Source organism: Paenibacillus sp. Paensp38 (assembly GCF_059491915.1).
This window is the reverse complement of record NZ_CP168516.1, coordinates 3,489,530-3,516,129: the sequence shown is the minus strand read 5'-3', so window position 1 is coordinate 3,516,129 and position 26,600 is coordinate 3,489,530. Positions and strand designations below refer to the sequence as shown.

Annotated in this window: 24 protein-coding genes and 1 riboswitch; of the genes, 15 read left to right on the top strand and 9 right to left on the bottom strand. The window is 47.0% G+C overall.

Annotated elements, in window-relative coordinates:
- The first annotated feature begins 15 nt into the window (after positions 1-15).
- From ACEN8J_RS15450 to ACEN8J_RS15415, 8 genes are all read left to right on the top strand, one after another.
- A complete protein-coding gene (locus ACEN8J_RS15450) occupies positions 16-768 on the top strand; it encodes a histidine phosphatase family protein (protein ID WP_029516388.1) in 753 nt (250 codons plus the stop codon).
- Positions 769-890: 122 nt separating this feature from the next.
- Positions 891-1,082: riboswitch (cobalamin riboswitch) on the top strand.
- A 209-nt stretch (positions 1,083-1,291) separates the two neighbouring features.
- Complete coding sequence (locus ACEN8J_RS15445; RefSeq protein WP_318626862.1) at positions 1,292-2,299, top strand: ABC transporter substrate-binding protein; 1,008 nt, start codon at positions 1,292-1,294, stop codon at positions 2,297-2,299.
- Positions 2,296-3,342 carry a FecCD family ABC transporter permease gene (locus ACEN8J_RS15440; protein ID WP_318626861.1) on the top strand — a complete coding sequence of 349 codons (1,047 nt, stop codon included), beginning with the start codon at positions 2,296-2,298 and terminating at the stop codon, positions 3,340-3,342. The genes ACEN8J_RS15445 and ACEN8J_RS15440 overlap by 4 nt, the downstream gene beginning before the upstream one ends.
- Positions 3,339-4,172: an ABC transporter ATP-binding protein gene (locus tag ACEN8J_RS15435; protein WP_341071803.1), complete on the top strand. Its 834-nt coding sequence runs from the start codon at positions 3,339-3,341 to the stop codon at positions 4,170-4,172. The genes ACEN8J_RS15440 and ACEN8J_RS15435 overlap by 4 nt, the downstream gene beginning before the upstream one ends.
- Before the next feature lie 43 nt (positions 4,173-4,215).
- A complete protein-coding gene (gene cobT, locus ACEN8J_RS15430) occupies positions 4,216-5,286 on the top strand; it encodes a nicotinate-nucleotide--dimethylbenzimidazole phosphoribosyltransferase (RefSeq protein ID WP_318626858.1) in 1,071 nt (356 codons plus the stop codon).
- The gene (gene cobU, locus ACEN8J_RS15425) at positions 5,283-5,849 is read left to right on the top strand and encodes a bifunctional adenosylcobinamide kinase/adenosylcobinamide-phosphate guanylyltransferase (protein WP_069012672.1); all 567 of its coding nucleotides are present in this window, start codon (positions 5,283-5,285) and stop codon (positions 5,847-5,849) included. Before cobT ends, cobU begins: the two co-directional genes overlap by 4 nt.
- On the top strand, positions 5,846-6,715 hold the full coding sequence (gene cobS / locus ACEN8J_RS15420; protein ID WP_165144931.1) for an adenosylcobinamide-GDP ribazoletransferase: 870 nt from the start codon (positions 5,846-5,848) through the stop codon (positions 6,713-6,715). Before cobU ends, cobS begins: the two co-directional genes overlap by 4 nt.
- Positions 6,716-6,753: 38 nt before the next feature.
- Positions 6,754-8,373 carry a cobyric acid synthase gene (locus tag ACEN8J_RS15415; protein WP_029516395.1) on the top strand — a complete coding sequence of 540 codons (1,620 nt, stop codon included), beginning with the start codon at positions 6,754-6,756 and terminating at the stop codon, positions 8,371-8,373.
- A 121-nt stretch (positions 8,374-8,494) separates the two neighbouring features.
- Here ACEN8J_RS15415 and ACEN8J_RS15410 read toward each other — a convergent pair whose 3' ends face one another.
- Positions 8,495-10,195 carry a methyl-accepting chemotaxis protein gene (locus ACEN8J_RS15410; protein ID WP_495593659.1) on the bottom strand — a complete coding sequence of 567 codons (1,701 nt, stop codon included), beginning with the start codon at positions 10,193-10,195 and terminating at the stop codon, positions 8,495-8,497.
- Between the two features lie 501 nt (positions 10,196-10,696).
- Between ACEN8J_RS15410 and ACEN8J_RS15405 the strand changes: the two genes are divergently transcribed.
- The 3 genes from ACEN8J_RS15405 to ACEN8J_RS15395 all read left to right on the top strand — a co-directional run bounded on the left by ACEN8J_RS15405 (position 10,697) and on the right by ACEN8J_RS15395 (position 14,497).
- Positions 10,697-11,932 (top strand): PTS transporter subunit EIIC, encoded by a 1,236-nt coding sequence (locus ACEN8J_RS15405; protein ID WP_495593657.1) that lies wholly within the window; start codon positions 10,697-10,699, stop codon positions 11,930-11,932.
- Between the two features lie 218 nt (positions 11,933-12,150).
- On the top strand, positions 12,151-13,548 hold the full coding sequence (locus ACEN8J_RS15400; protein ID WP_495593655.1) for an L-cystine transporter: 1,398 nt from the start codon (positions 12,151-12,153) through the stop codon (positions 13,546-13,548).
- Positions 13,549-13,798: 250 nt separating this feature from the next.
- Complete coding sequence (locus ACEN8J_RS15395) at positions 13,799-14,497, top strand: queuosine precursor transporter (RefSeq protein WP_165144939.1); 699 nt, start codon at positions 13,799-13,801, stop codon at positions 14,495-14,497.
- Positions 14,498-14,555: 58 nt separating this feature from the next.
- Here ACEN8J_RS15395 and ACEN8J_RS15390 read toward each other — a convergent pair whose 3' ends face one another.
- Both ACEN8J_RS15390 and ACEN8J_RS15385 read right to left on the bottom strand, forming a co-directional pair.
- Positions 14,556-15,644 (bottom strand): M24 family metallopeptidase, encoded by a 1,089-nt coding sequence (locus ACEN8J_RS15390; protein ID WP_069012552.1) that lies wholly within the window; start codon positions 15,642-15,644, stop codon positions 14,556-14,558.
- Between the two features lie 72 nt (positions 15,645-15,716).
- Positions 15,717-16,445 carry an MBL fold metallo-hydrolase gene (locus ACEN8J_RS15385; protein ID WP_069012553.1) on the bottom strand — a complete coding sequence of 243 codons (729 nt, stop codon included), beginning with the start codon at positions 16,443-16,445 and terminating at the stop codon, positions 15,717-15,719.
- A gap of 197 nt (positions 16,446-16,642) precedes the next feature.
- Here ACEN8J_RS15385 and ACEN8J_RS15380 point away from each other — a divergent pair, with 197 nt between their 5' ends.
- Entirely contained in the window at positions 16,643-17,155 is a 513-nt protein-coding gene (locus tag ACEN8J_RS15380) for a GNAT family N-acetyltransferase (protein WP_069012554.1), read from the top strand.
- Positions 17,156-17,280: 125 nt separating this feature from the next.
- On the opposite strand, the gene ACEN8J_RS15375 is transcribed toward ACEN8J_RS15380, so the two are convergent.
- The 3 genes from ACEN8J_RS15375 to ACEN8J_RS15365 all read right to left on the bottom strand — a co-directional run bounded on the left by ACEN8J_RS15375 (position 17,281) and on the right by ACEN8J_RS15365 (position 19,459).
- Positions 17,281-17,715 carry a threonine/serine exporter family protein gene (locus tag ACEN8J_RS15375; RefSeq protein ID WP_013309318.1) on the bottom strand — a complete coding sequence of 145 codons (435 nt, stop codon included), beginning with the start codon at positions 17,713-17,715 and terminating at the stop codon, positions 17,281-17,283.
- A gap of 20 nt (positions 17,716-17,735) precedes the next feature.
- A complete protein-coding gene (locus ACEN8J_RS15370) occupies positions 17,736-18,491 on the bottom strand; it encodes a threonine/serine exporter family protein (protein WP_029516404.1) in 756 nt (251 codons plus the stop codon).
- 113 nt (positions 18,492-18,604) lie between these two features.
- On the bottom strand, positions 18,605-19,459 hold the full coding sequence (locus tag ACEN8J_RS15365) for a hypothetical protein (RefSeq protein WP_029516405.1): 855 nt from the start codon (positions 19,457-19,459) through the stop codon (positions 18,605-18,607).
- A 358-nt stretch (positions 19,460-19,817) separates the two neighbouring features.
- On the opposite strand from ACEN8J_RS15365, the gene ACEN8J_RS15360 reads away from it, so the two are divergent.
- Both ACEN8J_RS15360 and ACEN8J_RS15355 read left to right on the top strand, forming a co-directional pair.
- Positions 19,818-20,549 carry an HAD family hydrolase gene (locus ACEN8J_RS15360; protein ID WP_029516406.1) on the top strand — a complete coding sequence of 244 codons (732 nt, stop codon included), beginning with the start codon at positions 19,818-19,820 and terminating at the stop codon, positions 20,547-20,549.
- A 137-nt stretch (positions 20,550-20,686) separates the two neighbouring features.
- A complete protein-coding gene (locus tag ACEN8J_RS15355; RefSeq protein ID WP_029516407.1) occupies positions 20,687-21,367 on the top strand; it encodes a serine/threonine-protein kinase in 681 nt (226 codons plus the stop codon).
- An 85-nt stretch (positions 21,368-21,452) separates the two neighbouring features.
- Here ACEN8J_RS15355 and ACEN8J_RS15350 read toward each other — a convergent pair whose 3' ends face one another.
- Complete coding sequence (locus ACEN8J_RS15350; protein WP_029516408.1) at positions 21,453-22,871, bottom strand: NAD-dependent malic enzyme; 1,419 nt, start codon at positions 22,869-22,871, stop codon at positions 21,453-21,455.
- A gap of 273 nt (positions 22,872-23,144) precedes the next feature.
- Complete coding sequence (gene speD / locus ACEN8J_RS15345) at positions 23,145-23,951, bottom strand: adenosylmethionine decarboxylase (RefSeq protein WP_029516409.1); 807 nt, start codon at positions 23,949-23,951, stop codon at positions 23,145-23,147.
- A gap of 684 nt (positions 23,952-24,635) precedes the next feature.
- Here speD and ACEN8J_RS15340 point away from each other — a divergent pair.
- Entirely contained in the window at positions 24,636-25,484 is an 849-nt protein-coding gene (locus ACEN8J_RS15340) for a hypothetical protein (protein WP_029516410.1), read from the top strand.
- 86 nt (positions 25,485-25,570) lie between these two features.
- On the opposite strand, the gene ACEN8J_RS15335 is transcribed toward ACEN8J_RS15340, so the two are convergent.
- Positions 25,571-26,584 (bottom strand): RluA family pseudouridine synthase, encoded by a 1,014-nt coding sequence (locus tag ACEN8J_RS15335; protein WP_069012016.1) that lies wholly within the window; start codon positions 26,582-26,584, stop codon positions 25,571-25,573.
- Positions 26,585-26,600 lie beyond the last annotated feature (16 nt).

Here is a 26,600-nt window from a genome sequence, read left to right as displayed (position 1 = left end):
AGGAAGTGACATTTCTTGAAACAAGATATAGCAGCAAAAAGGACAGTAGAATACGCACAAAGACCGAACTCACAGGAGGATAAGGTGCCGTATGATGCTAAAGAAGATCTGCATTGGGATATGGAGCTCGTGTTAGTTCGTCACGGCACAACCTTATGGAACAAGGAACGTCGATATCTGGGACACTCCGACTTAGGTTTGCTACCGGGGGCAGAGCAGGAATTAAAGCCTTTGCAGGAAAAATTGCAAGGTCAGTCCTTTGCTCGAATCTATTGCAGCGACTTAATGCGATGTCGCCAGACCTTGCAGATCATTGTGCCGGAATCAGAGTTGACGTCTGGGCGTTCCCTATCTACTATGCCTCCTATGATGGAACCATGTCTGCGAGAGCTTCATTTTGGCGAGTGGGATGGAAAAACGTATGACATGCTCAAGGATGTGTCGTTGTATCGGGCTTGGATTGATGAGCCGCAACGGATCACCCCACCTGGTGGAGAGTCTTGGACAGATTTTGTAAATCGTCTGCGCAAATTTCTTGACTCTCTGTATGAATGGCGTGTTGCTATGGAAGTTCAACCCATGGATTTGACTGCTACGTCGCCCTCTGTTTTGGTCGTTACGCATGGTGGCGTAATTCGTCAGCTAGCTTGCATGCTGATACCGGGCCATGATTTTTGGAGTCTGAATCCGAAGCCGGGAGAAGCATTAAGGATTCAATTGAGGCTGGCAGGACCGCACAATTACATAGCGGAAATGCTTCCTCATTAGGTTAGACACCAGTGGATAAAGAGGCTGTTTGGGTTGTAAGCCGCCTCATTTTAACCTATAATCATCAAGTAAAAGAACGGCTTGACTACCACTACATCAAATATCCAGCAGACGAGGTCGGCGCAGCGTGATGAAACTATGGTTTCCCTCCCTGCGCTGTTAAAAGGGAAGTCGGTGTGAATCCGGCGCGGTCCCGCCACTGTAAATGGAAACATGCCCGTTAGTCCTCTTTATATGTTACTAAGCATATGAAAGAATTTCAGGACATGTATTTTACCATAAGTCAGGATACCTGCCCGTCCGCCTGTCACCATAATCCTTCGAGGAAAGGATGACGTGTTCGCAGTGACTGTCCGTGCGGAAAGAAGCTGCCGCCTGCGCACGATCTGCGCTAACGTGACCCCTGTGTCCTGATATGAGGATGCGGGGTTTTTTTGATAGGAAAAGAAGGCTGGATTTAGAAGATATCTGATGATGCTCAAGTAACGCTCTTAACGATTTTTTTTATGAAGGGGTGCAAATCATGGCAGGAAAAAAAATAAAGGTTTGGACAACAGGTTTATTGGCTCTGATTTTGGCAGTTGTGCTGAGTGCATGTGGAGCGAATGGAAAAAATGCTGAAAATAAAGAGGGTCAGGCTTCTTCACAGCAGTCGGGACAGGCAGTAAACGAACAAGAGCCTCCGGGCAAAACGGTTTACCCGCTCACAGTTAAAGATGCAACAGGACAGGAATTTACATTCAAAAAAGCGCCGGATAAAATCGTTTCCGTCTCCCCGGCAGAAACCGAGGCGTTGTTCGCCATCGGGCTGGATAAGGAAATTGTCGGCGTCTCCGACTACTCTGATTACCCGGAAGCAGCTACGAAAAAGCCTAAAGTGGGCGGTATTATGAAACCAAACGAAGAGGCGATCATTGCTGCGAACCCGGAAGTCGTTTTTGCAGGGATATCACTTAGTGAACAGGCTACGACCAAGCTGCGCGACATGGGAATTATGATTTTTAAAACGGAACCGAAGACAGTGGGAGATGTCATGGCTAACATCGAATTGTATGGGAAAATCACCGATCATCAGAGAGAAGCAAGAGCGGTGACTGATAAGATGAGAGCAGATGTAGCAGAAGTAAAAGAAGGAATTAAAAATATCGGTAAAGGGCAGAAGCTGCGGGTATACGTCGAGTTTTCACCAGGCTGGACAGTTGGTAAAGGCGAGTTTATGGACGAGTTGATTACGTTAGCGGGCGGTGAAAATGTAGGTGCCACGCAGAAGGGGTGGTACCAAATTAGTGAAGAAAATATTATTGCTGCGAACCCTGACGTGATTTTGTACAGCAAAAGTGTCAAGGACGACAAAACGGGCCAGACGCTCGGTGATATCATTAAAGCTCGCAGTGGATGGGATCAAATATCGGCTGTTCGCCACAACCGGGTGTTTGCCGTGGATGATAATTTGATCAGTCGTCCGGGTCCACGCGTAACGGAAGGTCTCAAGGAAGTGGCCAAGGGCGTGTATCCTGAAATTTTCAAATGAACCGTAAACTGATCGGCTTTGGAGGGACAGGTCTTATCCTGCTGTTGCTGACGCTGCTGCTCTGTCTTGGCATCGGCTCGGCCAAGCTTCCGGTCAGCCAAATCACGGGCATTCTGGTTAACCACCTACCGTGGTTAGGCGATACGTTTACACCGGATTGGAATACATCCTCAGAGCAGATTATTTTGAAGGTCAGATTGCCACGAGTGTTACTGGGAATGTTGGTAGGAGCAGCGCTGGCGCTGGCGGGAGCCGGATTTCAGGGTGTGCTGCGTAATCCTTTGGCTGATCCGTATACACTGGGGGTATCCTCGGGGGCTTCGGTAGGAGCGGCAGTACTGATTTATTGGGGCCTTCAATTTTCATTTGTTGGCATATGGACGCTGCCGCTAGTGGCATTTACGACCGGAATGCTTACGCTGTGGATGGTGCTGACGTTGGCACGGGAAGGTGGGAAAATTCCGACACAAAGTCTCATTTTGTCGGGTGTGGTGATGCAATCCTTTCTGGGAGCGGTTGTTTCCTTTCTGACAGCCATGTCGAAGGAGACGGTCAATGAAATATTGTACTGGACGATGGGAAGTCTTAGTCTGCGCGGTTGGTCATATACAGGAATCCTTTTACCTTATGTGGTCATAGGGCTGGTATTTCTATGGAACCGGGCACGTGTGCTGAATATTTTGGCTTTGGGTGAACGTCAGGCGGCGCACATGGGAGTTCATGTAGATGCGACGAAGCTATCTGTTCTGATTATTTCCACGCTGCTGACAGCAGCCGCTGTCTCGGTGTGTGGCGTGATTGGCTTTGTTGGACTCGTTGTACCGCATATCATTCGTCTGGTGACAGGTCCTGATTACCGTATGATTGTTCCATTATCTGCGCTCGGCGGAGCTGTTTTTATGGCTTGGGCAGATACGGCGGCTCGCACATTGTTAGCCCCCACAGAAATTCCTCTGGGCGTGATGACGGCCTTTGTTGGGGCACCGTTCTTCGCATATCTTCTGTACCGAAACAAGAAGCTGCGCAGGGGGGGACTGCTGTGACAGAACAAAGTGAATCACAGAAGGTGCGTGATCGGGCATTAGAGGTAGTGGGTCTGACACGTGCCTATGGAGAGTTCCATGCTTTAAAAAATATAAGCTGGAGCGTCGACGAAGGAACTTGGTGGGGGATTATTGGTCCGAACGGCAGTGGAAAATCGACCTTGTTGCATTTGCTTTCCGGTGTAGATCAGCCAACTTCGGGAAACGTTCATATCTATGGCAAAAAGGTCGGTAGCTACAGTAGAAAAGAGCTTTCCCGACTCATAGCCGTACTCCAACAGGAAGGGCTTCCTCCCGTGGGATACACCGTCAGGGAAGTCGTAGAAATGGGACGTTTTCCCCATCAGGACTGGCTAGGCAGGGAAAAGGGTGTTGATGTGGAGGCGATCGCGGCTCGCGTGCTGGAGCGATTGGGTCTTACCACGCTGGCGGACAGAGCATTAGACCGTTTGAGTGGGGGACAGCGACAGCGTGTAGCTTTGGCAAAAGTAATGGTGCAAGAGCCACGAATATTGCTGCTGGACGAGCCTACGACCTATCTGGACTTGCGCTATCAGCTTGAATTTATGGAACTGCTGGCAGATTGGCGCCAAGAAACGGGTGTGACGATCATTGCGGTCTTGCATGATCTTAACTTGACAGCCCAATTTTGCGAAGATTTGCTTGTACTCAAGGATGGAATGGTTGAAGGATTGGGAGCTTCATCGAAGTTATTAACTGAGGATCGGATTCGACGAGTATACGGTGTTGAGCCTGTGATGCTTCCGCATCCTGATAGCGGTGTGCCGCAGCTCTTGCTGCGCAGGAGCGCTTCGGATACAGCAGATTAAATAAACGATGAAACACACTTAAAAAGAGCAGGGAGTGGAAGGTATGAACGACAAGCTGCGTCAGCTGATCGATAGCATTGCCCAGCCGGATGGGGTGGCGGCCTCGGCAGCTTCAGCCCATTTGGACCAATTAACAAAGCCACCGGGAAGTCTTGGAAAGTTGGAAAGTGTGGTCATTCAGCTAGCAGGAATTACAGGAGTGGATAAGCCTGAATTCGATCGTAAAACGGTTATGGTCATGGCTGCGGATCACGGGGTGTGTGAAGAGGGAGTCAGTGCCTTTCCGGCTGAGGTTACACAGCAAATGCTGTATAACATGCTGTCAGGTGGCGCAGCAATTAATGTGCTGGCACGCCATGCGGGCGCAGATGTCAAGGTGGTAGATGTTGGCGTGAATGCGGATGTCGCTCACGCGAATCTGGTGGACCGAAAGGTACGCATGGGTACTTCGAATATAGCTAAAGGGCCAGCGATGGTGCGTACTGAAGCGGAACAGGCGATTTTGGCCGGAGCTGAAGCTGTAGCAGAAGCGGTCAAAGGTGGCACACGGCTATTCGTTACTGGAGAGCTGGGCATCGGGAATACCACAGCCAGCGCTGCGGTCGTATGTGCTCTCACCGGGCTGGAGCCGGAAGTTATCGTAGGCCGGGGGACGGGTGTAGATATGGCTGGGCTTACCCGTAAAATAGCGGTTGTCTGCCGCGCATTGGACGTGAACCAGCCAGATGCAAATGATGCGCTCGACGTGCTCACTAAGGTCGGCGGTCTGGAGATTGCCGCCTTGGCAGGAGTTATCCTCGGCGCAGCCGCACATCGCTGTCCAGTCGTGTTGGACGGCTTTATTTCCGGCGCAGCTGCCCTCGCAGCGCGTGCACTTGCGCCTGCAAGCGCTGCGTACATGCTCGCTTCGCACGCCTCGGACGAGCGCGGGCACACGGCGGTGCTCCGCGAGCTCAAGCTGGAGCCCATGCTTCATTTGGACATGCGGCTCGGGGAGGGCACAGGTGGTGCGCTTAGCTTGCACCTGATTGATGCGGCGTGCCGCATTATGCGCGAAATGGCGACCTTTGCCGATGCAGGCGTATCGGACGGTCAGGGAGCCGCGCAGCGATGAAAGCGCTCGTGACCGGCGGGGCACGCAGCGGGAAAAGCGGCTTTGCCGAGCGATTATGCATGTCGCGCGCGCCTGGCGCCTGCTACATTGCAACGGCGCAAGCTTACGACATGGAGATGAAGGAGCGCATCGCCCTTCATCGGGTCCAGCGCGAGTCTGCCGGGTACGACTGGCAGACGCTGGAGGAAGCGCAGGCGCTGCCGGAGCTGCTGCGACGGCTTGGCGGCGATCAAGCGTCGCAGCCATCACCCGCGCCTATGGTGTTAGTCGACTGCCTGACCCTGTGGCTGTCGAACGTGCTGCTGGCCGCAGGCGAGGACGGCGAAGCTGCGTCCAAAGTTGCCATTAATGAACTGACGGCAGCTGTGGAGCAGTATCCGGGGCAGCTTGTCATCGTCACCAACGAGGTTGGTGACGGTATAGTGCCCGAATATCCGCTTGGTCGGCTGTATCGAGATTTGAGTGGGGTTATGAATCAGCGGATTGCCCGTCTTTGTGATGAAGTATTTTTGGTGACGGCGGGTATTCCCGTAGAACTCAAACGGCTGGAATATAAGCTATGAGCCGCGAACGTCAGGCTGTTGCTGCTGCTTTTCAATTTTTAACGCGTCTTCCGGTGAAGGCGGAATTGGATTTTTCCCCGGATTTGCTTAAACGCAGTGCAAGTTATTATCCGCTGGTGGGAGTGGTCATTGGCATCATCGTCTGGGGCTTTGCGGCGCTTGCTTCTATGGTGCTGCCGCCGTTGCCGTGTACGATTCTTACTCTTGTTGTCTGGGTTTGGTTGACGGGTGGATTGCATTTGGACGGGTGGATGGATGCGGCTGATGCCTTGTTCAGCTACCGATCCCGTGAACGGATGCTGGAGATTATGAAGGATAGCCGTGTAGGGGCAATGGGCGTTATTGCTTGTGTGTTGCTGCTCATGCTCAAGGCTTCTTTGCTATATACGGTGCTGGTTGAACGGAATGTGTCTAGCTTGCTGCTGCTTCCGATGGTTTGGAGCCGCTGGTTTATGGTACATGCGATGAAGCGCTGGCCTAAAGCCCGTAATGATGATGGGCTGGCTGCGCGTTTTGCTGATATGAGTGGTGGCCGCGTAGGGTTGGCCGTATTTTGGGCAGTATTAGTGACCCTAAGTGCTGCCGTAGGACAATATCTTCTGGCAGATTTGGCTACAGCAACAAGGGGGACTGGGAATCTGTCGTTGGCAGGATCATACTTACAAACCTTGCTTTCATATTCTGAAAGCCTTCCAATCTCGATAGGTTTTGTGTTGATTCCGGTCTTGGCTTACGGTGTTGGAACCTTCACGGCAAACCGTATTAACCGCCGCTTGGGTGGACTTACGGGAGATATATACGGAACTTTAAACGAATTGCTGGAGACTGTTTTATTGTTGTTTATTGTCATTTTGTACGGGTTGTGACCAGATTTGAAATGAATTCGTTAAAGGGGAAGAGGCAATTGTCAACTTTCGAACCGTCCTGCACGAGCCCGGCAGCCGTATTGATGCTTCAAGGAACAGCGTCGGATGTGGGCAAAAGCGTGGTGACGACTGCGCTTTGCCGTATTTTTACGCAGGACGGATATCGTCCAGCACCGTTTAAGTCGCAAAATATGGCGTTAAACTCTTATGTTACCGAAGACGGCAAGGAAATTGGACGCGCTCAGGGGGTGCAGGCTGAGGCCTGCGGTATTGAGGCCACGACCGACATGAATCCGATTCTGATTAAGCCGGTCAAAGATATGCACTCACAAATTGTTGTACACGGTGTACCTTATGCCTATATGAGCGCCTCCGATTACCGGAAGGATTTTTTGCCAAAAGCCAAACAGACCGTTATGGATGCTCTGAATCGGTTGCGCGATACCTATGATATTGTCCTTATGGAAGGGGCAGGCAGCCCGGCAGAGATTAATTTGAAGGACCGCGATATCGTAAATATGAATCTGGCAGGTTGGGCGGATGCTCCAGTATTGCTTATTTCAGATATCGACCGGGGCGGTGTTTTTGCCTCTCTCGTAGGAACTATCGAGTTGCTGGAACCCCATGAAGTACAACGTATCCGCGGATTTATCATTAACAAATTCAGAGGTGATCTGTCTCTGCTGCAACCGGGATTAGACTGGCTGGAGGAACGGACAGGCATTCCTGTACTCGGTGTATTGCCCTATCTACCAGACATTCGCATTGAAGCAGAGGATTCGGTAGTACTGGATAAGAAGCCCAAGCAATCTGCAAAGGATAAAGAACTGGATATTGCAGTGATACGATATCCACGGATTTCCAATTTTACGGACACGGATGCTCTGGCCGCAGAGCCGGATGTGAGTGTTCGTTATGTCACAGAAGCCGGACAGTTGGGTGTACCGGACGCCATTATCTTACCGGGGACCAAAGACACCATTGGAGACCTGTTGGAATTGCGTGAGAGAGGTCTGGAGAAAGACATTCGGCAGGCTATGAATACCGGATGCACACAGCTAGTTGGCATTTGTGGAGGTTACCAGATGCTGGGTACAGCGCTAGTTGATTCCGAAGCCGTCGAATCTGGGTTGCCGCAGCAGGCAGAGGGGTTAGGTTGGCTGGCTCTGTCCACGACCTTTTTGAAGGAAAAGCAAACCGTACGCGTACAAGGAACCCTGTCTAATCATTGTCCGCTTTTGCTTGGCACTGCGCCTGATTCGGGTTATGCCTCCAAGCCAAGTATTGAAGGTTATGAAATACATATGGGCGTTACGGAGTATGTTACGGAACCATACGCACCTACAGGTAGAACTTTAAACCTAAGCGAAATGAAAAGGTTATTCCATATCCGGCGTGGCGAAGGAACAGCTTTTGAGGAAGGCTGGGGTACGACAGACGGTAAAGTATGGGGAACCTATTTGCACGGTGTGTTTGATAATGACCGTTTTCGCCGATGCTGGCTGGATGGATTGCGACAAGCCAAGGGCTTGGCACCTTTAGAAAGCACTTTTACTGTACGTGAAGCCAAGGAACGAGAGTTTGACCGTGTCGCAGAGGTGGTTCGGGCTCATTTAGATATGGAGCAAATTTATCGTATGATGGGAATGAATTCATAAACTTCATAAAATGATTATTTAAATCGCTCTTAAAAATAAAGAGGTATCTCTACAGCCATTTTCATGACTGAGAGATACCTCTCTTTATTCAGGATTTTGCAAAATCCTCTATGGTATCGGCTTACGTAATTTTAAACTTTTGGACAGCCTTTTGCAGCTCGGTTGCTTGTTTGCTTAATTGGCGAACAACCTCGCTGTGGCTTTCCATTTCATTCAGTTGCTCATCGGCATTTAAACCGATTTCCTGAATCATATGCTGTGCATTGGCAGCGATGAGAGCTGTCTCTTCCACGGAAGCAGATACTTCTTCCGAGCTGGCGGATACTTGTTCCGTTGCTGCAGATACCGTTTGAATCGTAGCATTGATCTTTTGCATAAGCTCACTTAGCTGGTTAAAGGCTGAGCTCGCTTGTTGAACCATTTCCGTTCCCGAATGAATTTCACGGCTCACCTGGGTCACAGAGTCCACAGATTGTTGCGATACTTCTTGAATGGTAACCAAATAGTCGGAAATTTCTTGTGTGGCTTCTTTAGATTGCTCCGCAAGCTTGCGCACTTCTCCGGCTACTACGGCGAAGCCCCGTCCATGTTCGCCCGCACGGGCAGCTTCAATGGAGGCATTCAGGGACAACATTTGAATTTGCTTCGTGATATCGAAAATAGCCGAAACGATACTGCCAATGGCTTCTGAGCGCTCATTCATACTATGGATGTATCGAAGCGATTCATCGGCAGCATGTCCTACCTGTGACATTTGAGCTACAGCTTTTTGAGCGAGCGTAGTACCGTTAACCGTTTCTTTTGTCGCTTCACTGATTTGATCGGATACATCATTGGCAGAGGAGGCGATGTGCTGGACACCTTGAGCGATTTCCTCCATAGCCTGCGCATTTTCAGCAGCAGCTGTAGCTATGCTGGTACTGCCCTTTGCTATTTCCTCTGCGGCAACTGTAGAATCCTGGACTTTTACGCTCATAGCCTCAGTCCGACGAAGCAGCTCGTCCGATCCTTCAACAACCGCACCGGATGTAGAAAGCACATGGCCGATCATTTCTTTTAAGTTATGAGACATCGATTGGAAGCTGCGGGCAAGTTGCGCAATTTCATTGACGCCATGAACCTTCGCTTCTTGTGAAAGATCACCTTGAGCAATTTTTTCGCTATGACGAACCAATTCAGCAATGGGTTTTACAACTTTACGTATCACGAGGGTAGAAATAATTCCGCCCAGCAGGAGTGTTGCCACTGTAATACCTATGCAAATCCATAGAATTTGTTGGGATTTTTCTTGTACGAATCCAACATCTTCGTTCACGCCCAGAACTAAATTACTACCCGATATAGCAAAGAAGGCGGTTTTGTGTACTCCGTACGAATCGCTATAAATTTCACTGATATTCATCTCGCCTTGTTTTGCTTTTTTTACATCCTCTACAGGAATGAGTGCATCCTTGACCTTGTATACTGATTTTACATTCCGTGCGACGACTTCGGCTTTACCATCCTTCACTACCGCGATATATGCCGATTCTAATCTGAGAGTATCGACTTTGTCCTGCAGATAGGATTCCATCTGTATAGCGGAGCCGGAATCAGAACCGCTTCCTTGCCCGGCCTGAACAGCTAAGGAAATATTGAGATCCTGATATACATTTTTAGCTCCAATTTCTAGCAATTGGTCTACCTGAGGCATGACACTGTTATTAATGATACTCATGGATATTGCATAGAAACTGATGCTGAACAAAAGGGATGCAAAGAGCTGAATCAGCAAAAACATAATTCGTAATTTCGCGCCAATGGAACGATTAAAACTCTTCATGAAAATTCTCCTCTCACATGATGGTAATAAAGTCAGACGAATTCCCCTGCTTGATGTAGGCCGCTTGTCCAATAAGATGCTAGACACGCCATGATCTACTTGTTTTCCTCTCCTTGCTTGAAGAAAAGACTGAAAATGTTCGGATTCTATGTATATTTCAGCTGTATTCAAGGAACAAGAATGTGAAAGGGAAGTAATCCATGATTTACTAAAAAGTAGGTTAGACCTATTTTACATAATTAACAGGCGGTTGAATAGTCATATTTGCCCAAAAACAAACAAAAAATATATAACTATGGTCTTAGGCGTTTAGATGTAAGTTTGATGTAAATTATCAGGTGCATAAAAACGAATAGATTACTCCTTCTTTAAAACTATTGTAAAAAAGAAGTAATATAAGTAGCATAAGGAATACCGCTTTTATAACAATATTCTTCTAAGCTTGGTTTGGTAAGTTCGAAAGTGTTCTTCAATATACATATAAAAGGGGAAAAGGTAGTTATGAATGGGGATTTACTTTCCAAAGAAATGATTTCGCAGGTCAGAGGAGAAGATGAACTAGAGCCGACTTCCGGCAGTAACAGAGCTGCTACAGGGGGAAATCCGATAAGTCGTCTATTAGATTATGTATCAGGCGTATTCACTCCGATCTTGCCGGCAATGATTGGGGCAGGAATCATCAAGGTAATTATATTAGTTTTAATGTCCTTCGGTTTATTGTTGTCTGATCCGCAGGTATATACTATTTTAATGGCTATCAGCGATGGGGTGTATTACTTTCTACCTATTTTTGTTGCGGCAAGTGCGGCAAGAAGGCTGCGCAGCAATGTATTTGTTGCGGCAGCCATCGCAGTATCCGTATTCCATCCCCAACTAACAAGTTTATTCCAGTCAAGTGAGGAGGTACGTTTTGCTGGTCTGTCAGTTATAGACCCACAAGCTGCTTCATCTATAGTACTCATACTTGTTGTCGTTTGGATAGCATCGTGTGTCGAAAGATGGTTAGACAGGTATACCCCTTATTCACTTAAATTATTGGTTGTCCCGACTTTGACACTGATAATCACTATACCTTTGATGGTGTTCGCTTTCGGGCCACTGTGGAGTTATCTCGGCCAACATGTATCGGATGGACTAGGCTGGTTGTTTGACAATGCAGAAGTGTTTACAGGGTTGTTGCTCGGAGGCGCGATGTCTTGGCTTATTATTGCAGGCATGCAATATATAATGCTACCGATTATGATCAGCTCGCTTACAACATTGGGTTACGACCATATTTTTCCCGTGGTCATTGCAGCGGCTTTCGCTCAGGCTGGCGCAACATTTGGCGTATGTGTTAAATCCAAAAATCCCAAAGTCAAAACGCTGGCTGCGTCCACAGGTTTGTTAGCCATGCTGGGAATCATTGAACCGGCCATGTATGGTGTCAATATCCGTTTCAAAAAACCGTTAATAGCAGTTATGATTGGTGGAGCCGTTGGTGGGGCTTGTATGTGTTTGTTTGAAACAGAGCTTACTGCTATTGGTACCTCTGCTGGGCTGCTCAGCTTACCTTTATTTTCTGAACCCACGCTTGTGTACGGTATTGTGGGTATACTGATTTCGTTTGTTACGGCTGGCGTAATTACGTATTTTATGGGCTTTGTGGATGAGAAAGATGAACATTCGCAAGTAGCATCTACATCTGGCATGAATGCTTCTCCGAACTCGGTTGTGGAAAAGAGCCCCGGCAGCTAAGTTGAATACATGTCGTTCTGTTCAGGACAAAAAAACAGCAAGCCTTCATCTTACGAAGGCTTGCTGTTTGTCATTTTGATAAATCTAAGGCTGGAGCAGATTTATTATTTTTATTTCAATAAAACCTACAAAAATAGTTGGCTTTGTGATATAGTAATCTTCGGATTGAAGGGTCACTTTAGAAAACATCTTACGTTTAAGTTTGGAGGAAATGATATATGGATACCTTCTTTATTATTTTGAATGTCATCGTGCTGCTTGCACTGCTCGGCGTGTTGGTCTGGATGCAGAAAAAGCACATCTCCTTTACAAAAAGGGTATTTGCCGCACTTGGCTTCGGACTGATCTACGGGGCTATTCTACAATATGCCTATGGGGCAGGCTCAGAGGTCATTACAAAATCAGTTGATTGGTTCAACCTCGCAGGTAATGGTTATGTCCGTTTGCTGCAAATGGTCGTTATTCCGCTTATCATGGTGTCGATTATTTCGGCTATTATGAATTTGAAGGGAAGACAGAACCTTGGCAAAATCAGCGTGTCCATTATTGCAGTACTACTGATTACAACGGCAATTGCTGCTTCAGTGAGTATTGTAACCAGTCTGTCATTTGATTTAAAGGCCATTGAGATTCAAGGTGGAGAAAAGGAACAAGCACAGGGCTTGAAGATGGAAGAGCGCCTTGGAACAGTTCAGGACATGACCATTCCACAGCAGGTGCTGGAATTTATTCCTTCAAATCCTTTTGAGGATATGACGGGAGCACGTCGTACGTCGACGCTGGCGGTGGTTATTTTCTCGGCTTTTATCGGGGTGGCTGTGCTCGGATTGGATCGTAAAAAACCGGAACAGGCGCAAACCTTCCGTAAAGTGATCGATGCAGTGTACGCTGTAGTGATGCGGATTGTAACGCAGGTGCTGAGATTGACACCTTACGGTATTTTAGCACTGATCACTAAAGTAGTAGCTACGACCAATCCAGATGAAATTTTGAAGCTAATCAAGTTTGTGCTCGCTTCTTATGTGGCTTTGTTGGTCATGTTTATCATTCATCTTATTTTGCTGGCCTTGTTCGGCTATAATCCGGTGACGTATGTGAAAAAGGTATTGCCTACACTGGTTTTTGCTTTTACTTCTCGTTCCAGTGCGGCGACCATTCCGTTAAATGTTGAAACGCAAACGAAAAAACTTGGTGTGTCCGATGGCATCGCGAATCTGTCTGCGACCTTGGGAGCGACTATTGGACAAAACGGCTGTGCTGGTATTTATCCGGCGATGCTGGCGGTTATGATTGCTCCAACCGTGGGTATTGATCCAACGAGCTGGGATTTTATCCTCACGCTTATTCTAGTCGTTACGGTCAGCTCGTTCGGCGTGGCGGGTGTAGGCGGTGGTGCCACTTTCGCTTCCCTGATCGTGCTTTCCACCATGAATCTTCCAGTGGCATTGGCAGGATTGCTCATCTCAGTCGAACCGTTGATTGATATGGGTCGCACAGCGTTAAATGTCAATGATTCTATTACCGCAGGTCTCATTTCAGGCAAGGTGCTCAAAGAGAACGATCAAGACGTGTTCAACAATCAAGGTATGGATTTGGATGCAACGGCGCACTCTTAAGTAAAAGATAGACAAGATGGTGTAAACTACAGTCTCATATCGCATCTATCGCATATGTAACACATGCACTGTGCACCTCAATACTTAGAGTCGACCTTAAGGTCGGCTCTTTATATTAGGCTTAGGACAGTGTGAATTATAGCTGTTCACGAATCCTAATCTATGATACATTAAAATAATGTTTTTCCGGCTTGCTTCGGATGAACCGCGGTTCGCAACCATCCCGCGCTATCAAAACTAGGAGGATTTTATGTTTAATCTTTTATGGGGGGCAGCTTTTGTCCTCGTCAATTTTATGTTCTTTTTGTTATGTTTTCGGTTGTTCGGTAAAAAAGGGCTGTACGCCTGGATTGGTGTTGCTACTGTACTAGCTAACATTCAGGTAACCAAAACGATTGATCTGGTCGGCATTACCACGACATTGGGAAATACGATGTATGTTTCTATGTATATGGCCAGCGACTTGCTGAATGAAAAATATGGGCCTAAAGAGGCGCGTAAAGCTGTGTGGTTCGGCTTTTTCACTCTGATTATGACGACGGTCACGATGCAAATGGTGCTGCAATTCGAGCCAACTGCAACGGATTTTGCCCAGACCCCGATGCAACAGCTGTTTGGATTGTTGCCAAGGCTTGCGCTTGCCAGCTTGACAGCCTATGCAGTCAGTCAATTGCTGGACGTGCGTCTGTACGCCTGGATTCGCAAGTTTTTCCCGGAACGTCATCAGCTCTGGATTCGCGGCAATGGCAGCACGATGATCAGCTCGTTTATAGATACGCTCATTTTCTGTACTATTGCCTTTTACGGTTATGCGTGGGGGATATGGATCGAGATATTATTCACCACCTACATCTTAAAATTTGTATTGACTGCGGCGGGTACACCCATTTTGTACATTGCACGCAATTTCAGCTTTATAGAAGAGGAGGGGCAAACCCTAAAGCCATGATGGCTTGGGGTTACCCCTCCTTTTTTCATACTTTTTATATAATGAATAGCAAATGGATTTATCCGAGCACTGTCAGTTCTTTTGGAAAAGAGGTAAGCACTTCAACACCATCAGAGGTGACCAGAACGTCATCTTCAATCCGCACACCGCCGAGGCCTGGCACATAGATGCCGGGTTCGATTGTGAACACGAAGCCTTCATGAAGCAGATCGCTATTGCCTCCGTGTACAGATGGATATTCGTGAACACTCATGCCAAGGCCGTGTCCAACTCGATGGTTAAAGGCAGGGCCATATCCAGCGGATTCAACAACAGCCCGTGCTGCCTGATCTACGGATGCGCAGGAAACTCCCGGGCGAATGGCGGCAATTCCTGCTTCGTTCGAGCGAAGAACCGTATTATAAATTGTTTCGAGCTCAGTCGATAGCTTTCCAAAAGCAAAAGTACGCGTAATATCCGAAGCATAGCCATCGGAATATACGCCCATATCAAACATGAGCAGATCGCCGTGTTGCAGCTTGCGGGTACCCGGAACACCATGAGGCAAGGCTGTTTTGGGTCCAGACAGCACTGTTGTGTCAAAAGACGGGCCATCTGCACCGATTTTTTTCATCTGGTATTCGATTTCGGCCACCAGCTCGACTTCCGTCACCCCTTCACGCACATGGGTGAGACCGTGACGAAGGGCATCTTCCACCAAACGAGCTGCATGTTTCAGACGTTGTACTTCCTCAGGAGTTTTTCTCACACGCATTTCTTGAAGCACTGGACCCAGGTCCACATATTGAGCCGCGCCAATGGCAGTATGTAGCTGTTCGTAACGGAGGACGGAGACGTGCTCCTTTTCCAGTGCGAATGCTTTCACACCGGTGCCTGTGCGTTGACGAAGCAGATCATATGGATTGTCCGTATCGGTGTGGGTGGATATACGAGTCACAGAAGAAGCAGCTTGGGCGGCTTCTGCATCCAGGGCGGGTACGATCAGTTCTGGTTCTTGGTCCCGAAGCAACACCAGACCAAGAAAACGCTCATGCGGATCACTGGCAAAGCCCGTCAGGTAGTAAATATGTTTAGGATCGGTCACAAGCAGGCCGTCCCAAGACTGTGACTTCAGTTCATCATACAGTCGGGTTATTTTCTCATTCATAAAGTCTCATTCCTTTCTGCCTATTTATTCATTATAGCTCTTCATACATCATTATTTATAGCATGGAATGACTTATTCTCTTTCCTGACTTAATGTTTGCAGACGTGCCTGTACATTCTGATCATAGTAACCACCATGGTAGCAGAGTACCTTATCAACATCCAATACAGTCAGTTTATCGAGGCTCTTTAGGGCCAGTGGCATATCCGGCGTAGCCGACTCAGCGGGACCGACCAGTTCACCTTCGACTACCAGCAGTTCATCTGCTGCCAACAGCAGCTTTTGTGCGGGCACATACAAGCTGATATGCCCGGGCGTGTGGCCGGGTGTATGTATAATCTGTATTCCTCCACCATAGGGTAGATGCTCACCATCCTCAAGAATATGAGCAAAGCGCAAATCTGGCAGGCGGCGAATCAGATCCTCTGCTTGTTGCTTGAGCGTAGTATCCAACTGATTAATCCGTTCCGGCGTTAGCTTCACAAATGGTCGCTCTCCTGTCATATAAGGGACGTCATCCTTATGGGCTAACAGGGCAGTATTCGGCAGCAAGTCCAGCAGTGCATGAACATTTCCGATATGGTCAATATCTTGATGTGTTAAAATAATTCTTTTCAGGCGGCTGATATCCTCACCCACATCTGAAATAGCCTTGCGTAATGGCTCCAATTGGCCGAGCATTCCCGTGTCAATCAGTGTAAGTCCATCCTCGTCCTTGAGTAGTACAGGATAAATGGTTGTTTTTCCAAAAAAAGATTCCATAGGTATTTCCAAAATCAAGAGTTGAGTTCCAATATTCATATTAAGCTGCTTCAGAATCCTTGACTCCGAAACATACCTCCCGTCTCGTCATGTTAAATCGCTTACTCCGTTTTTGTTTTTCTTCAAGCTCTATTATAAAACCCTTTGGGACTAATCCGCAAAACAACTCGATATGGCTGATCGGGCGCTTGTCTTGTACAATAAATAAATCACACAATAGGAGGCGGATACGAATAATGAATAACGACCAATCTTTTTCCATTGAATTTGCATGCAAAGAGGATCTTCCCGATATTGTGGACATTTATAATTCTACGATCGCAGGACGAATGGTCACGGCAGATCTGGAACCGGTGACAGTGGAAAGTCGAATTCCATGGTTTGAGGCTCATCAGGAAAACCACCGGCCTTTGTGGGTTTTAAAACAAAAGGGTACAATTGCCGGATGGGCCAGTCTTCAGTCCTTTTATGGGCGTCCAGCTTATAACGGTACAGCAGAAATTAGCATATACGTCCATGAGGATTCTCGTGGAACCGGAACAGGAAGTCGACTGGTGCAGCACTTGCTAAATGAATGTCCGAGACTGGGGATTACCACGTTGTTGGGATTTGTTTTTGGTCATAATGAGCCAAGTATTGGGCTGCTACGGAAGTTTGGTTTTGAGCAATGGGGGTACTATCCGCGTGTAGCTGTGCTGGACAGCATAGAGCGAGATTTGGCGATATTGGGTAAGCGAGTGGATGAATAAGCTTATGACATATAAATATTCTTTGTAACGTGTACAGAAAAAGGCTGTTTCCAAAATCGTCTCATACACTGCAGATGTACGTGATTGTGGGAGCAGCCTCTTTAACTTTTCTATTTTCATCGCTTTTAGCGCTGTGGTTTAAAACGTATACTGTGAAAAATCTGATTAAGTACCTCTGACAGCACCAAACCGACAGCAATCGCTCCTGCGATCATCAGCGTGCTCATCGCCAGCTCCAGTGCCTGCGGATAATGTTGTTGTACGAACTGGCGCATGGCATTATAGGCCATTCCCCCTGGAACGAGCGGAATCATGCCTGCGACACTGAAAATAATCACAGGCATTTTGTACAGCCGCGCAAAGCCTTGACTGACGATGCCGATGAGGATCGTTGCCAAAAGGCTGGCGCTCACAGGTCCCATGCTGTCCGTAGTTGAATAATAGACCAGCCAGCCTAGCATACCGACGAAACCGCATTGCAGCAGCGAGCGCCGGGGGGCATGGAAAAGTATGCCGAATGCAGCGGTGGCAATAAAGCTTGTGAATAATTGTGCAAGCATAGACTTGAATCTCCTCCGAATCACATATAAGAAATGATCACCGCAACGCCAGCTCCAATGCCGAAAGACGTCAGGCAAGCATCGGCTCCCTTGGAAAGACCCGAAACAAGGTGCCCGGACATTAAATCACGGATGGCATTTGTAATTAACAAGCCTGGAACCAGTGGCATGACAGAGCCAATAATAATTTTATCCATCATCTGTCCCCAGCCTACTATCGTTAATAGAGCCGCCAGCAAACCGATTAGAAAAGATGCAGAAAACTCTGAGAAAAACTTAACCTTAACGAGTCTGTGAAAATACTGTACGGCTGCAAATCCGATACCTCCGCATAACACAGCTGCGGGGAAATCTCGCCAAACTCCACCAAACATGATCATAAAGCAACCGCTGGCCAACGCAGCAGCCATCAGCTGTATACGGTTAGAATAACGGAGGGGACCACATTCAATCTCCGAAAGCTCCTTGACGGCAGCGCGGGGAGACAAATCACCTGTGCTGATTTTACGTGAAATGGAATTGACCTCTGTCACCTTGTGCAAATCGGTGGTCCGCTCTACGATGCGAATGAGCGTGGCAGGCTCCGAGTCATTAATGGCAAAAAAAATCCCAGTTGGTGTGACATAGCTATGGGACTGGGATATGCCATAGGCCGAAGCAATGCGGGACATCGTGTCTTCAACACGATAGGTTTCGGCTCCATTTTGCATCATCAGTTTGCCCGCCAACAGACAAACCTCAATGATTTCAGGAGTAGGATAGGAATGATTATTCATGCTCGCTCTCTTTCATTCGTACCGGGCCGTTCGACCCTATTATTTTCATTTATTGTAGCACAAAAAGCCGCCTTTTCGGAGGCGGTTAGGTTAGGGGAAATCCAAGGAATTCGTCATGATTCTATCATATCAGGAATAACGGTATAGTAGGACTCTTCCAGATATGTTGCGGCCTCAGATAGGCCCATCAACTTAAGCTGTCCAGCTACAAAAGCACGAAGGGCAGAATGGGTGAACAGATGCCGTGTCTGGGCATCTCGAATAAAGGCCAGTCTGGCTTCACGCGAACCGTTGTGGAATAACTCACGCACAGCTTCGCCTTGTTGTTCCCAAAGGAAAGGCTCCGTTACGGTCAAGAGGGCACTCTCCTTAGAAGAGCTATGCTTCGCAGAAGAAGATACCTGAATGCCCAAGCCGTTCAGCGTAGGAGCTGCTTCATTGTGCTTCCGTTCTGTACGCAAACTATCGATATAGGCAGCCATATCCTGAATCGGTTCGATACCAAAGCGTTCCCGGAAGCATTCGCGTACAAACGCGGTACGTTCATCTACAACCTGAGGCAGTCGCTGACCTGCATGTCCAGAATAGTCATCTCCACTGGCGTAGTATCGTTGTAATGAACTGTTCTCTGTATAAACAACACTTAAAAAATCCTGCAAATGACGGGCAACCACCCATACACCCGTCCAATCGACGGGAGATACGCATACGATAGGGGCCTGTGAAAGGTCCTTTTCAAGACCAAAATCCGTTAAAAAGCCATAATGTATTCCGTCCACCCCTGCATGGGCAAAAGGAATAACATCTGGTGGTGTAGCCATATATCGTGGCGCGCGGCCCTGCTCCATAATCAATCCCAAATCAAAACTCAAAGAATGCCGGTTCGCTTCGAGCTCCTTTTCAAATTCTATAAGTGCCTCAATCAAAGGTGTAGCTGATCCATAGGCTAGGTTAGAACCGGAATCCATCGTGTCTGCCTCCCTTATCCAATACATCCATAAAGCGTTCATCCCTAAAAGGTACGTGATTTTACACGAAATGTAAACCTGTATGACGAATCTTTTCAAAAATGTGACCTTTTACCCGTGTGTTGTCAAATAAAACGCTTTCGGGCAAAGCAGGACAAGATACCTATATTAGCTCGGTAGAGAAGTAAAGTGAGTTTGCGAAAATGCGGTCTTTTCAGTGTATGTTAGCAACCGTGAAGTGTGATTGCAGGATGCGCAATGTGAAGGGCAGGGTGCAACGTAACAGGCCAACGGGTATAATATCAGGACAAGGTGAAAAGGAGCGACATCCGAAGATTTAACAGAAAGAAGTGGGTATATGAACTTGCAAAAGAAGGCTGTTTTTTTTGATGTAGATGATACGATGTACGATCATTTGCACCCTACACGCGATGCATTGCGAACAGTATTAGGATTGAGTGAGCGTTTTCCTTTTGAGAAAGCCTACCATCGTATTCGCTATTACAGCGATGTACTATCGGCTAAAGGAGGACTACTGGAGGGGAAGGCAGGGACGCATGAACTGGATGAGATGAGAGAAGGCCGTTTCATTCTGGCTTTACAAGAATTCGGGATAGAAATTACCCGTGAGCAGGCAGTACATGTTCAACAAGAATATTTGGATCGTCAGTACCGAATTGAGCCTTTTGAGGGGGCTACCTCGTTAATAAATGATTTGAGCTCGGCTGGCTTTTTAGTTGGATTAATTACCAACGGTCTTGAAGAACACCAGATGAGCAAGATCAAGGCTATGGCGTTGGAAAATCATGTTGCAGCAGAGCATATCTTTGTATCTGGAACCGTTGGCTATGCCAAGCCTGATCCGCGCATTTTTGAAGTAGTGAACGAACGGACAGGAACGTTAGCAGAGCACTGCTGTTACATTGGGGATTCCTGGCGCAATGACGTGGCGGGAGCTATAGCTGCGAATTGGCAGGTGATCTGGTTCAATCACAGGAACGCTCCCCCGGAAACTGACGTGCTAGGGATCTATAAAACAGCAGCAAGCTATGCAGAGTTAAGAAGGTTGCTTTTGCCGGACGCTCGTTAGACACGGCACATACCGTTTTTTCTAAAAGAATCAACCTATTTTGAAGCCATTCCCAAAGCTAACCCGTAATACTATTTATCTGTTATAGATCTAATTTCATTGGTAATGGTTTAGAACAGAAAAGGAGGGGATCGCGCATGGTAGAACAATGGAGGCAGGCAGAAGACATCATAAGTCAAGTGACCGTATACAGTACAGAGGATAATGATCCGGTTACCATTAAAACAGCCACTCAAGACGTCCGCTGTATTGGCATCGGGACAGATGCGGCCGTATTTACGCTGGATACGTTGCCAGGCTACGCATTCAAGGTGTACTCAGACATGGCGATCGACAAGAAAGATGCGGAGGCCGACGTATATGAGCGTTTGCGAGGGTCTGACTTTTTTCCTCATTATTACGGAAAAGGCGACAAGTATATTGTCATAAGTTATGAATCCGGTATTACGCTGCTGGATTGTTTGCTGCAAGGAATTCCTGTGCCAGAGCAGGTCATTCTGGATGTGGAAAAGGCGAGAGAATTTGTCCGATCCAAGGGGCTGAACCCCCGTGACATCCACCTCAAGAATGTACTCATGCAAGACGGGCGTGCCAAGGTATTGGACGTATCTGAATACGTGAAGGAAGGCGATGACAAGCGCTGGGAGCATTTGGTGTGGGCGTATCATACGTTTTATTCTGGTATCTCGGAGGTTAAAGTTCCCTCATGGATTTTGGATACGATTAAAAAATGGTACTACAAGCTGGACAACTCCAACTTTAATCTGGAGGAATTTGCCCAGCGTGCCAGTCAATTGTTCTCTAAATGGAGGTCATAACCGCTGTGAAGATAACGGATATGCAGTCTGATCTTTCCATAGCAAAAAGGATTGCACCCGCATTTAGGGGAGCAATCCTTTTCTTTTATCTGAAATCCCGAGGCACTCTTCTCGCTGTACCACTCGCAATTGCGGCTTGAATTACCTTTTCACGCACCCGTTGAACCGCACTCTCGTTAAATACACCAGGGATTATATACAGCTTGTTTAGTTCTTCAGGACGGATCGTGCCTGCGATGGCCTCGGCGGCCGCCAGCTTCATCTCTTCGTTGATTTCACGGGCACGGCAGTCGAGCGCTGCTCGAAAGATGCCTGGGAAACAAAGCACATTGTTAATTTGGTTAGGATAGTCCGAACGTCCGGTGGCGATGACACCCGCAATGTCCTCGACGTCCTCTGGCGCAATTTCGGGAACTGGGTTAGCCATAGTGAACAGTACCGGGGCTTCTTTCATACGTTTCACGTCTTCTCGTTGCAGTAGTCCGCCTGCCGAGAGTCCGATAAACACGTCAGCGTCCTTCAGAACCTCGGACAGCGTGCCAGACAGCCGTTCGGGGTTGGTATGCTGCGCATACCAGTTCCACATCTGATGCTCGTATGTTTCATCCGCTGTAAGCGCTCCGTGACGATCTACGCCAATGATATTGACTGCTCCTGCAGATAGCAAAATTTTCGTACAGGCCACACCCGCAGCCCCGATACCACAGACGACAATTTTGACGTCAGACAGGGCCTTGCCGACAACCTTGAGCGCATTGATCAGCCCTGCGTACAAAACGACAGCTGTACCGTGCTGATCGTCATGAAAAACAGGTATGTCCAGCTCGTTACGTAACCGCTGCTCAATCTCAAAGCATCGTGGCGATGAAATATCCTCCAGATTAATACCGCCAAAGGCTGGGGCCAATTGCTTAATGGCCTTAATGATTTCTTCGGTGTCCTGCGTATCCAGACAGATGGGAAAGGCATCGACGGACCCGAGCTGCTTGAACAGCATAGCTTTGCCTTCCATAACTGGCATGGCTGCATAGGGACCGATGTTGCCTAGCCCGAGGACAGCGCTTCCGTCAGAGACGACGGCGACCGTATTGCGCTTGATTGTCAAACGGAAAGCTTTGTCCGGTTCCTCGTGAATCGCCATACATACGCGTGCCACATCGGGGGTATATACCCGGGATAAGTCATCGCGGTTTTGAATGGGGACCTTGGGCTGCATTTCAATTTTACCTCCGAGGTGTAATAGGAAGGTACGATCAGAGATGGATAATACCTTAACACCTTGTGCTTTTTTAATCCGGGCAATCATTTGATCGATTTCTGCTGGATCAGCAATGGTGACTGTAATATCTCTCACAGTGACCTTCTCAGAGGTGCGGATGACGTCAATGGCAATTACATCCCCGCCATGTTCGTTTACCAACGTAATCAATTGACCAAATTGGATGTGCTCTGTGGAAATTTCCAGTCGTAAAATGATATTTTTACCGCCAATACCGCCTTGCATGCAAATTCCTCCTTTGTCTTCCATGACAAAATCATACGTAGGATCGATTGATTGCGCTTACAATATGAAGCGGATGTAAAATCTATGCTGATATTTCAAATTAGTGGTTTCTTCCCCTATCATAGTGAACAATCACTCGCTTGTACAGATTAAGTTGAGTAATATCTTTTATTTTGTATCAAAAAAAGGACGAAAGCCTGGCTGTATTTCAGTCCAAGCGATCATCCTTTTTTTCAATGAAATGATTCACTTTATTTTCACACATTCGATCTGTTACGTCATATTTTTACCGTAGTAAATTTCGTCCATTTCAATTTTGAGACGTGTTGATATATTTTGTTGCTCTTTTTCAGTCAGACTTTCCTTGGTGTAGCCGAACAGGTAATTGTCTAAATCGAATTGTTTTAGCTTACATTTGGTATGGAAAATATTTTCCTGATACACATTCACGTCGATCATGTCATACTGACTGCGCACTTCGTCTGGAATATAGTTTTGAATGGAGCCGATATCATGGTCGATGAAAAGCTTATGTCCATTCATATCACGTGTGAAGCCGCGTACCCGGTAATCAATCGTCATAATGTCGGTGTCGAAAGAATGAGTCAAATAGTGGAGTGCCTTGAGCGGGGAGATTTCCCCACAGGTAGAGACATCAATATCTGCTCGAAACGTACTGATCCCCTCGTCTGGATGATATTCCGGGTAGGTGTGAACCGTAATGTGGCTTTTATCCAGCTGTATCACGACAGATTCAGGTAGGGGGCCTGGTGACTCGGCATAAGATTCAGTCGGAACCTCCACAATGGGTCCCTCTGATATAAGTACTGTCACGCTGGCTCCTTGAGGAACATAATCCTGCTGGGCTACGTTGAGCACATGGGCGCCGATAATGTCAGATACATTTTTTAAAATAGCTGTCAGCCGATCTGAGTTATATTGTTCATCAATATATTCAATATACGCCTCGCGTTCTTCTTTGGTTTTGGTGTAACAAATATCGTACATATTGAAGCTCAATGATTTGGTCAGGTTGTTAAATCCGTGCAGGGTAATCCGCTGTTCCGGTGTTATGGTCATAGGCTATTTCCCCTTATAGTCGCAGTATTCATACATAATATTCCCAACACGCCTTTTCATATACCGATTCATAAAATCAGTTCTGTAGCTGTTAGATTAAAGGCTTGAACAAGTATGTCTTACCCGTTTGGCATAATTAAAAACAGGCAGGGGAGTGGCTTTGTTTTTACATGTATGGAAATTTTAATGTATATATACTTTATTTCTTACTCAGCAATTTTTAAGTAACAGGACTTATAATATGAACTATGTATACGAAGAAGGAACTGAACTGACAGAGAACTCGTAGTAGAACTTAAGAACCAGGTTAGTAATTCAGTAATTTAATGTGTATCACCTTCACAATGCCGAAAGCTTAACCGAATATGATTATAGACCCGGAAAAATAGTGATTTTGTATATTGCATAAATCGAGAAAGCAACTTCAGCTAATAATATGCGTATAATAAAATAAACGTAAGAAGCTGAGAATTATGAAGTTAAAATGAATTTGTTAGCGAGTTTAATTTACAAACCGATCCCATGTTACTGTCAGGATTTTGCACAATTCGATTCCAGTCGCTCCGAAGTGCAAGATATAGACGAACTAAACTACTTCGTTCTATACCTTTGTTCATTGGAAGTCGCTTATTGGATTTTTGCAAAATCCTTTACTGTAAGAAAAACGGTGGAAGGAGTATCAAGATGCTGGCTTTGTCCGATCCGGCCTGGACTCTGCTCCAAGGCCCTTATGGTTCTTCTCAATACGTCCCGGAAATGTTGAAGCAGCTCCAAGCCGGATATGATGGCGAAATGGCTGACACCTTGTATTGGGAGGAGCTGTATCACCAAAATACGTTGTATACTTGTACATTTGCGGCTGTACCTTACCTTGTAGACATTGCGTTAAAAAGTTCTGATATAGGGATTCGTGCAGATATATATAACATTTGCGGAATATTCGAAGCGAAGAATAACAATCCCTTACATACCAAAGTTCCTTTGGAATTTACAAGGGATCAGGTGAAAGTGGATTCTAGTCTGGCTGAATATATTTACGCGCAATATCGGTGTGCCATTGTCCGACTTGCAGAATTGACTGAAGAAATGGTGCTGTATGCGAAAGAACACGAAGGAGATGTCGGTAAACGCTATGTTCTGGCTGCGGGTGCCGCTTTTCAGGGTTATCGCTGCGTAGCTTATATGCTACAAAGCTTCGATACTGGTGACGAATATACGCTGGATTGTCCGCATTGCGGTACCCCGCTCTATATTTGGCCTGATGAACAGAATGACACCTTGGTTGTCTATGATAAGGATCCTGTAAATTCAGATAATCTGGTTCCCCAACCGATTCGCCCCCGTTCATTGGACCATAGAGGTGCTAATATGCAGTGGTTGCACGAATATGCCCAAAAAATTGAAGAGAACAAGCTGATTGCCCAATTACCCTATTTAAATGGTTGGGTAGATTGTCCAGTGTGTAATACGCCCATATATATATGGGATGAGTTGATGAAAATGGCTGATGGTGTTCGGAGGTATACCGCTTAATCACTCAAAAAAGGGTGCTGTCCTTCTACAGCCCCCTCATTTCCTCTTCTATTTTTCTATCTAATCTCCGTATGCTTTGCTCAATTCTACTCCCGGAACGGATTCAAAAAGGTTTTAGGGATGTCGGATTCAAAACGCAGCAATACCCCGGTGACGGGATGAATAAAAGACAATACCCTCGCATGTAGGCCAAGGCGCCCAATCGACTTGGATTTGGAACCGTATTTTTTATCTCCAACAATGGGATGACCGATATCCTCCATATGTACGCGGATTTGATTTTTGCGTCCGGTCTCCAAACGTACTTCCAGCAAAGAAAAATGCCGATTGGCTTGAAGTAGCTTGTAATGAGTGACTGCGTGTTGTCCGTCATTCGGATAAGGACTGGAATACATTTTTAGCGTCTTGCTTTCTTTCAGCCATGAGGTGATTGTACCCTCAGCTTTTTTAACCTGTCCTTCTACAAGAGCAATGTATGTTCGTTCATACACAACTTCCTTCCACGCTTTTTGCATTTCCTGCTGTATGGCTTCGCTTTTCGCAAACATCATCACTCCTGATGTATCACGATCCAAACGATGCAGTACAAAAATACGATTGTACGGATGCTCGCGTCTCACATGGGCCGTAAGCTGGCGATAGGCTGTTACTTCCTGCTCCTGCGCTGAAGCCACGGACAGCAACCCGGCATCCTTATGGATAACGATAATGGCTTCATCCTCATGCAAAATACGTAGCCCAGTCAGTGGTACGACGGGAATTACCTTTTCCTTGGAAAGAGCGACAGTCTGACCTTGCTCCAGTGGAAAATTATGCACGGTACGCGGAATGCCGTTGACGGATACCTGCCCACGAGCCAGTGCTGATTTAATGGAGTTGCGACCCATGCCAGTCACATGCTCTACTAAAAAGCTTAACAGCTCGGCAGGCTCCTGGACGATGTATGTTTTGGCAGGGGCTTTATCAAAAGCATTCGTTCTCCGTGGAGCTTCCGGTCTATGGGAGCCAGATCTTCCGGCAGGTTTATGACTGCGTTTGGAATGGCTTGCGTTTGACGTAGATTTTGTATGATTTTTCCGTTGGGGTTTCCGATTGTTCATGGGTTCTTTCTCCTTC

Excerpts from the sequence above, each read along its gene's own strand:
- ACEN8J_RS15390 (WP_069012552.1), bottom strand. The coding sequence starts at position 15,644 with ATGAATGAGAAAATAACCCGACTGTATGATGAACTGAAGTCACAGTCT.
- ACEN8J_RS15335 (WP_069012016.1), bottom strand. The coding sequence starts at position 26,584 with ATGAACAATCGGAAACCCCAACGGAAAAATCATACAAAATCTACGTCA.
- ACEN8J_RS15445 (WP_318626862.1), top strand. The coding sequence starts at position 1,292 with ATGGCAGGAAAAAAAATAAAGGTTTGGACAACAGGTTTATTGGCTCTG.
- ACEN8J_RS15400 (WP_495593655.1), top strand. The coding sequence starts at position 12,151 with ATGGATACCTTCTTTATTATTTTGAATGTCATCGTGCTGCTTGCACTG.
- speD (WP_029516409.1), bottom strand. The coding sequence starts at position 23,951 with ATGACCATAACACCGGAACAGCGGATTACCCTGCACGGATTTAACAAC.
- ACEN8J_RS15360 (WP_029516406.1), top strand. The coding sequence starts at position 19,818 with ATGAACTTGCAAAAGAAGGCTGTTTTTTTTGATGTAGATGATACGATG.
- ACEN8J_RS15385 (WP_069012553.1), bottom strand. The coding sequence starts at position 16,445 with ATGAATATTGGAACTCAACTCTTGATTTTGGAAATACCTATGGAATCT.
- ACEN8J_RS15340 (WP_029516410.1), top strand. The coding sequence starts at position 24,636 with ATGCTGGCTTTGTCCGATCCGGCCTGGACTCTGCTCCAAGGCCCTTAT.
- ACEN8J_RS15405 (WP_495593657.1), top strand. The coding sequence starts at position 10,697 with ATGAATGGGGATTTACTTTCCAAAGAAATGATTTCGCAGGTCAGAGGA.
- ACEN8J_RS15375 (WP_013309318.1), bottom strand. The coding sequence starts at position 17,715 with ATGCTTGCACAATTATTCACAAGCTTTATTGCCACCGCTGCATTCGGC.
- ACEN8J_RS15440 (WP_318626861.1), top strand. The coding sequence starts at position 2,296 with ATGAACCGTAAACTGATCGGCTTTGGAGGGACAGGTCTTATCCTGCTG.
- ACEN8J_RS15395 (WP_165144939.1), top strand. The coding sequence starts at position 13,799 with ATGTTTAATCTTTTATGGGGGGCAGCTTTTGTCCTCGTCAATTTTATG.
- cobT (WP_318626858.1), top strand. The coding sequence starts at position 4,216 with ATGAACGACAAGCTGCGTCAGCTGATCGATAGCATTGCCCAGCCGGAT.
- ACEN8J_RS15365 (WP_029516405.1), bottom strand. The coding sequence starts at position 19,459 with ATGGATTCCGGTTCTAACCTAGCCTATGGATCAGCTACACCTTTGATT.
- ACEN8J_RS15410 (WP_495593659.1), bottom strand. The coding sequence starts at position 10,195 with ATGAAGAGTTTTAATCGTTCCATTGGCGCGAAATTACGAATTATGTTT.
- ACEN8J_RS15350 (WP_029516408.1), bottom strand. The coding sequence starts at position 22,871 with ATGCAAGGCGGTATTGGCGGTAAAAATATCATTTTACGACTGGAAATT.
- cobS (WP_165144931.1), top strand. The coding sequence starts at position 5,846 with ATGAGCCGCGAACGTCAGGCTGTTGCTGCTGCTTTTCAATTTTTAACG.
- cobU (WP_069012672.1), top strand. The coding sequence starts at position 5,283 with ATGAAAGCGCTCGTGACCGGCGGGGCACGCAGCGGGAAAAGCGGCTTT.
- ACEN8J_RS15355 (WP_029516407.1), top strand. The coding sequence starts at position 20,687 with ATGGTAGAACAATGGAGGCAGGCAGAAGACATCATAAGTCAAGTGACC.
- ACEN8J_RS15380 (WP_069012554.1), top strand. The coding sequence starts at position 16,643 with ATGAATAACGACCAATCTTTTTCCATTGAATTTGCATGCAAAGAGGAT.
- ACEN8J_RS15370 (WP_029516404.1), bottom strand. The coding sequence starts at position 18,491 with ATGAATAATCATTCCTATCCTACTCCTGAAATCATTGAGGTTTGTCTG.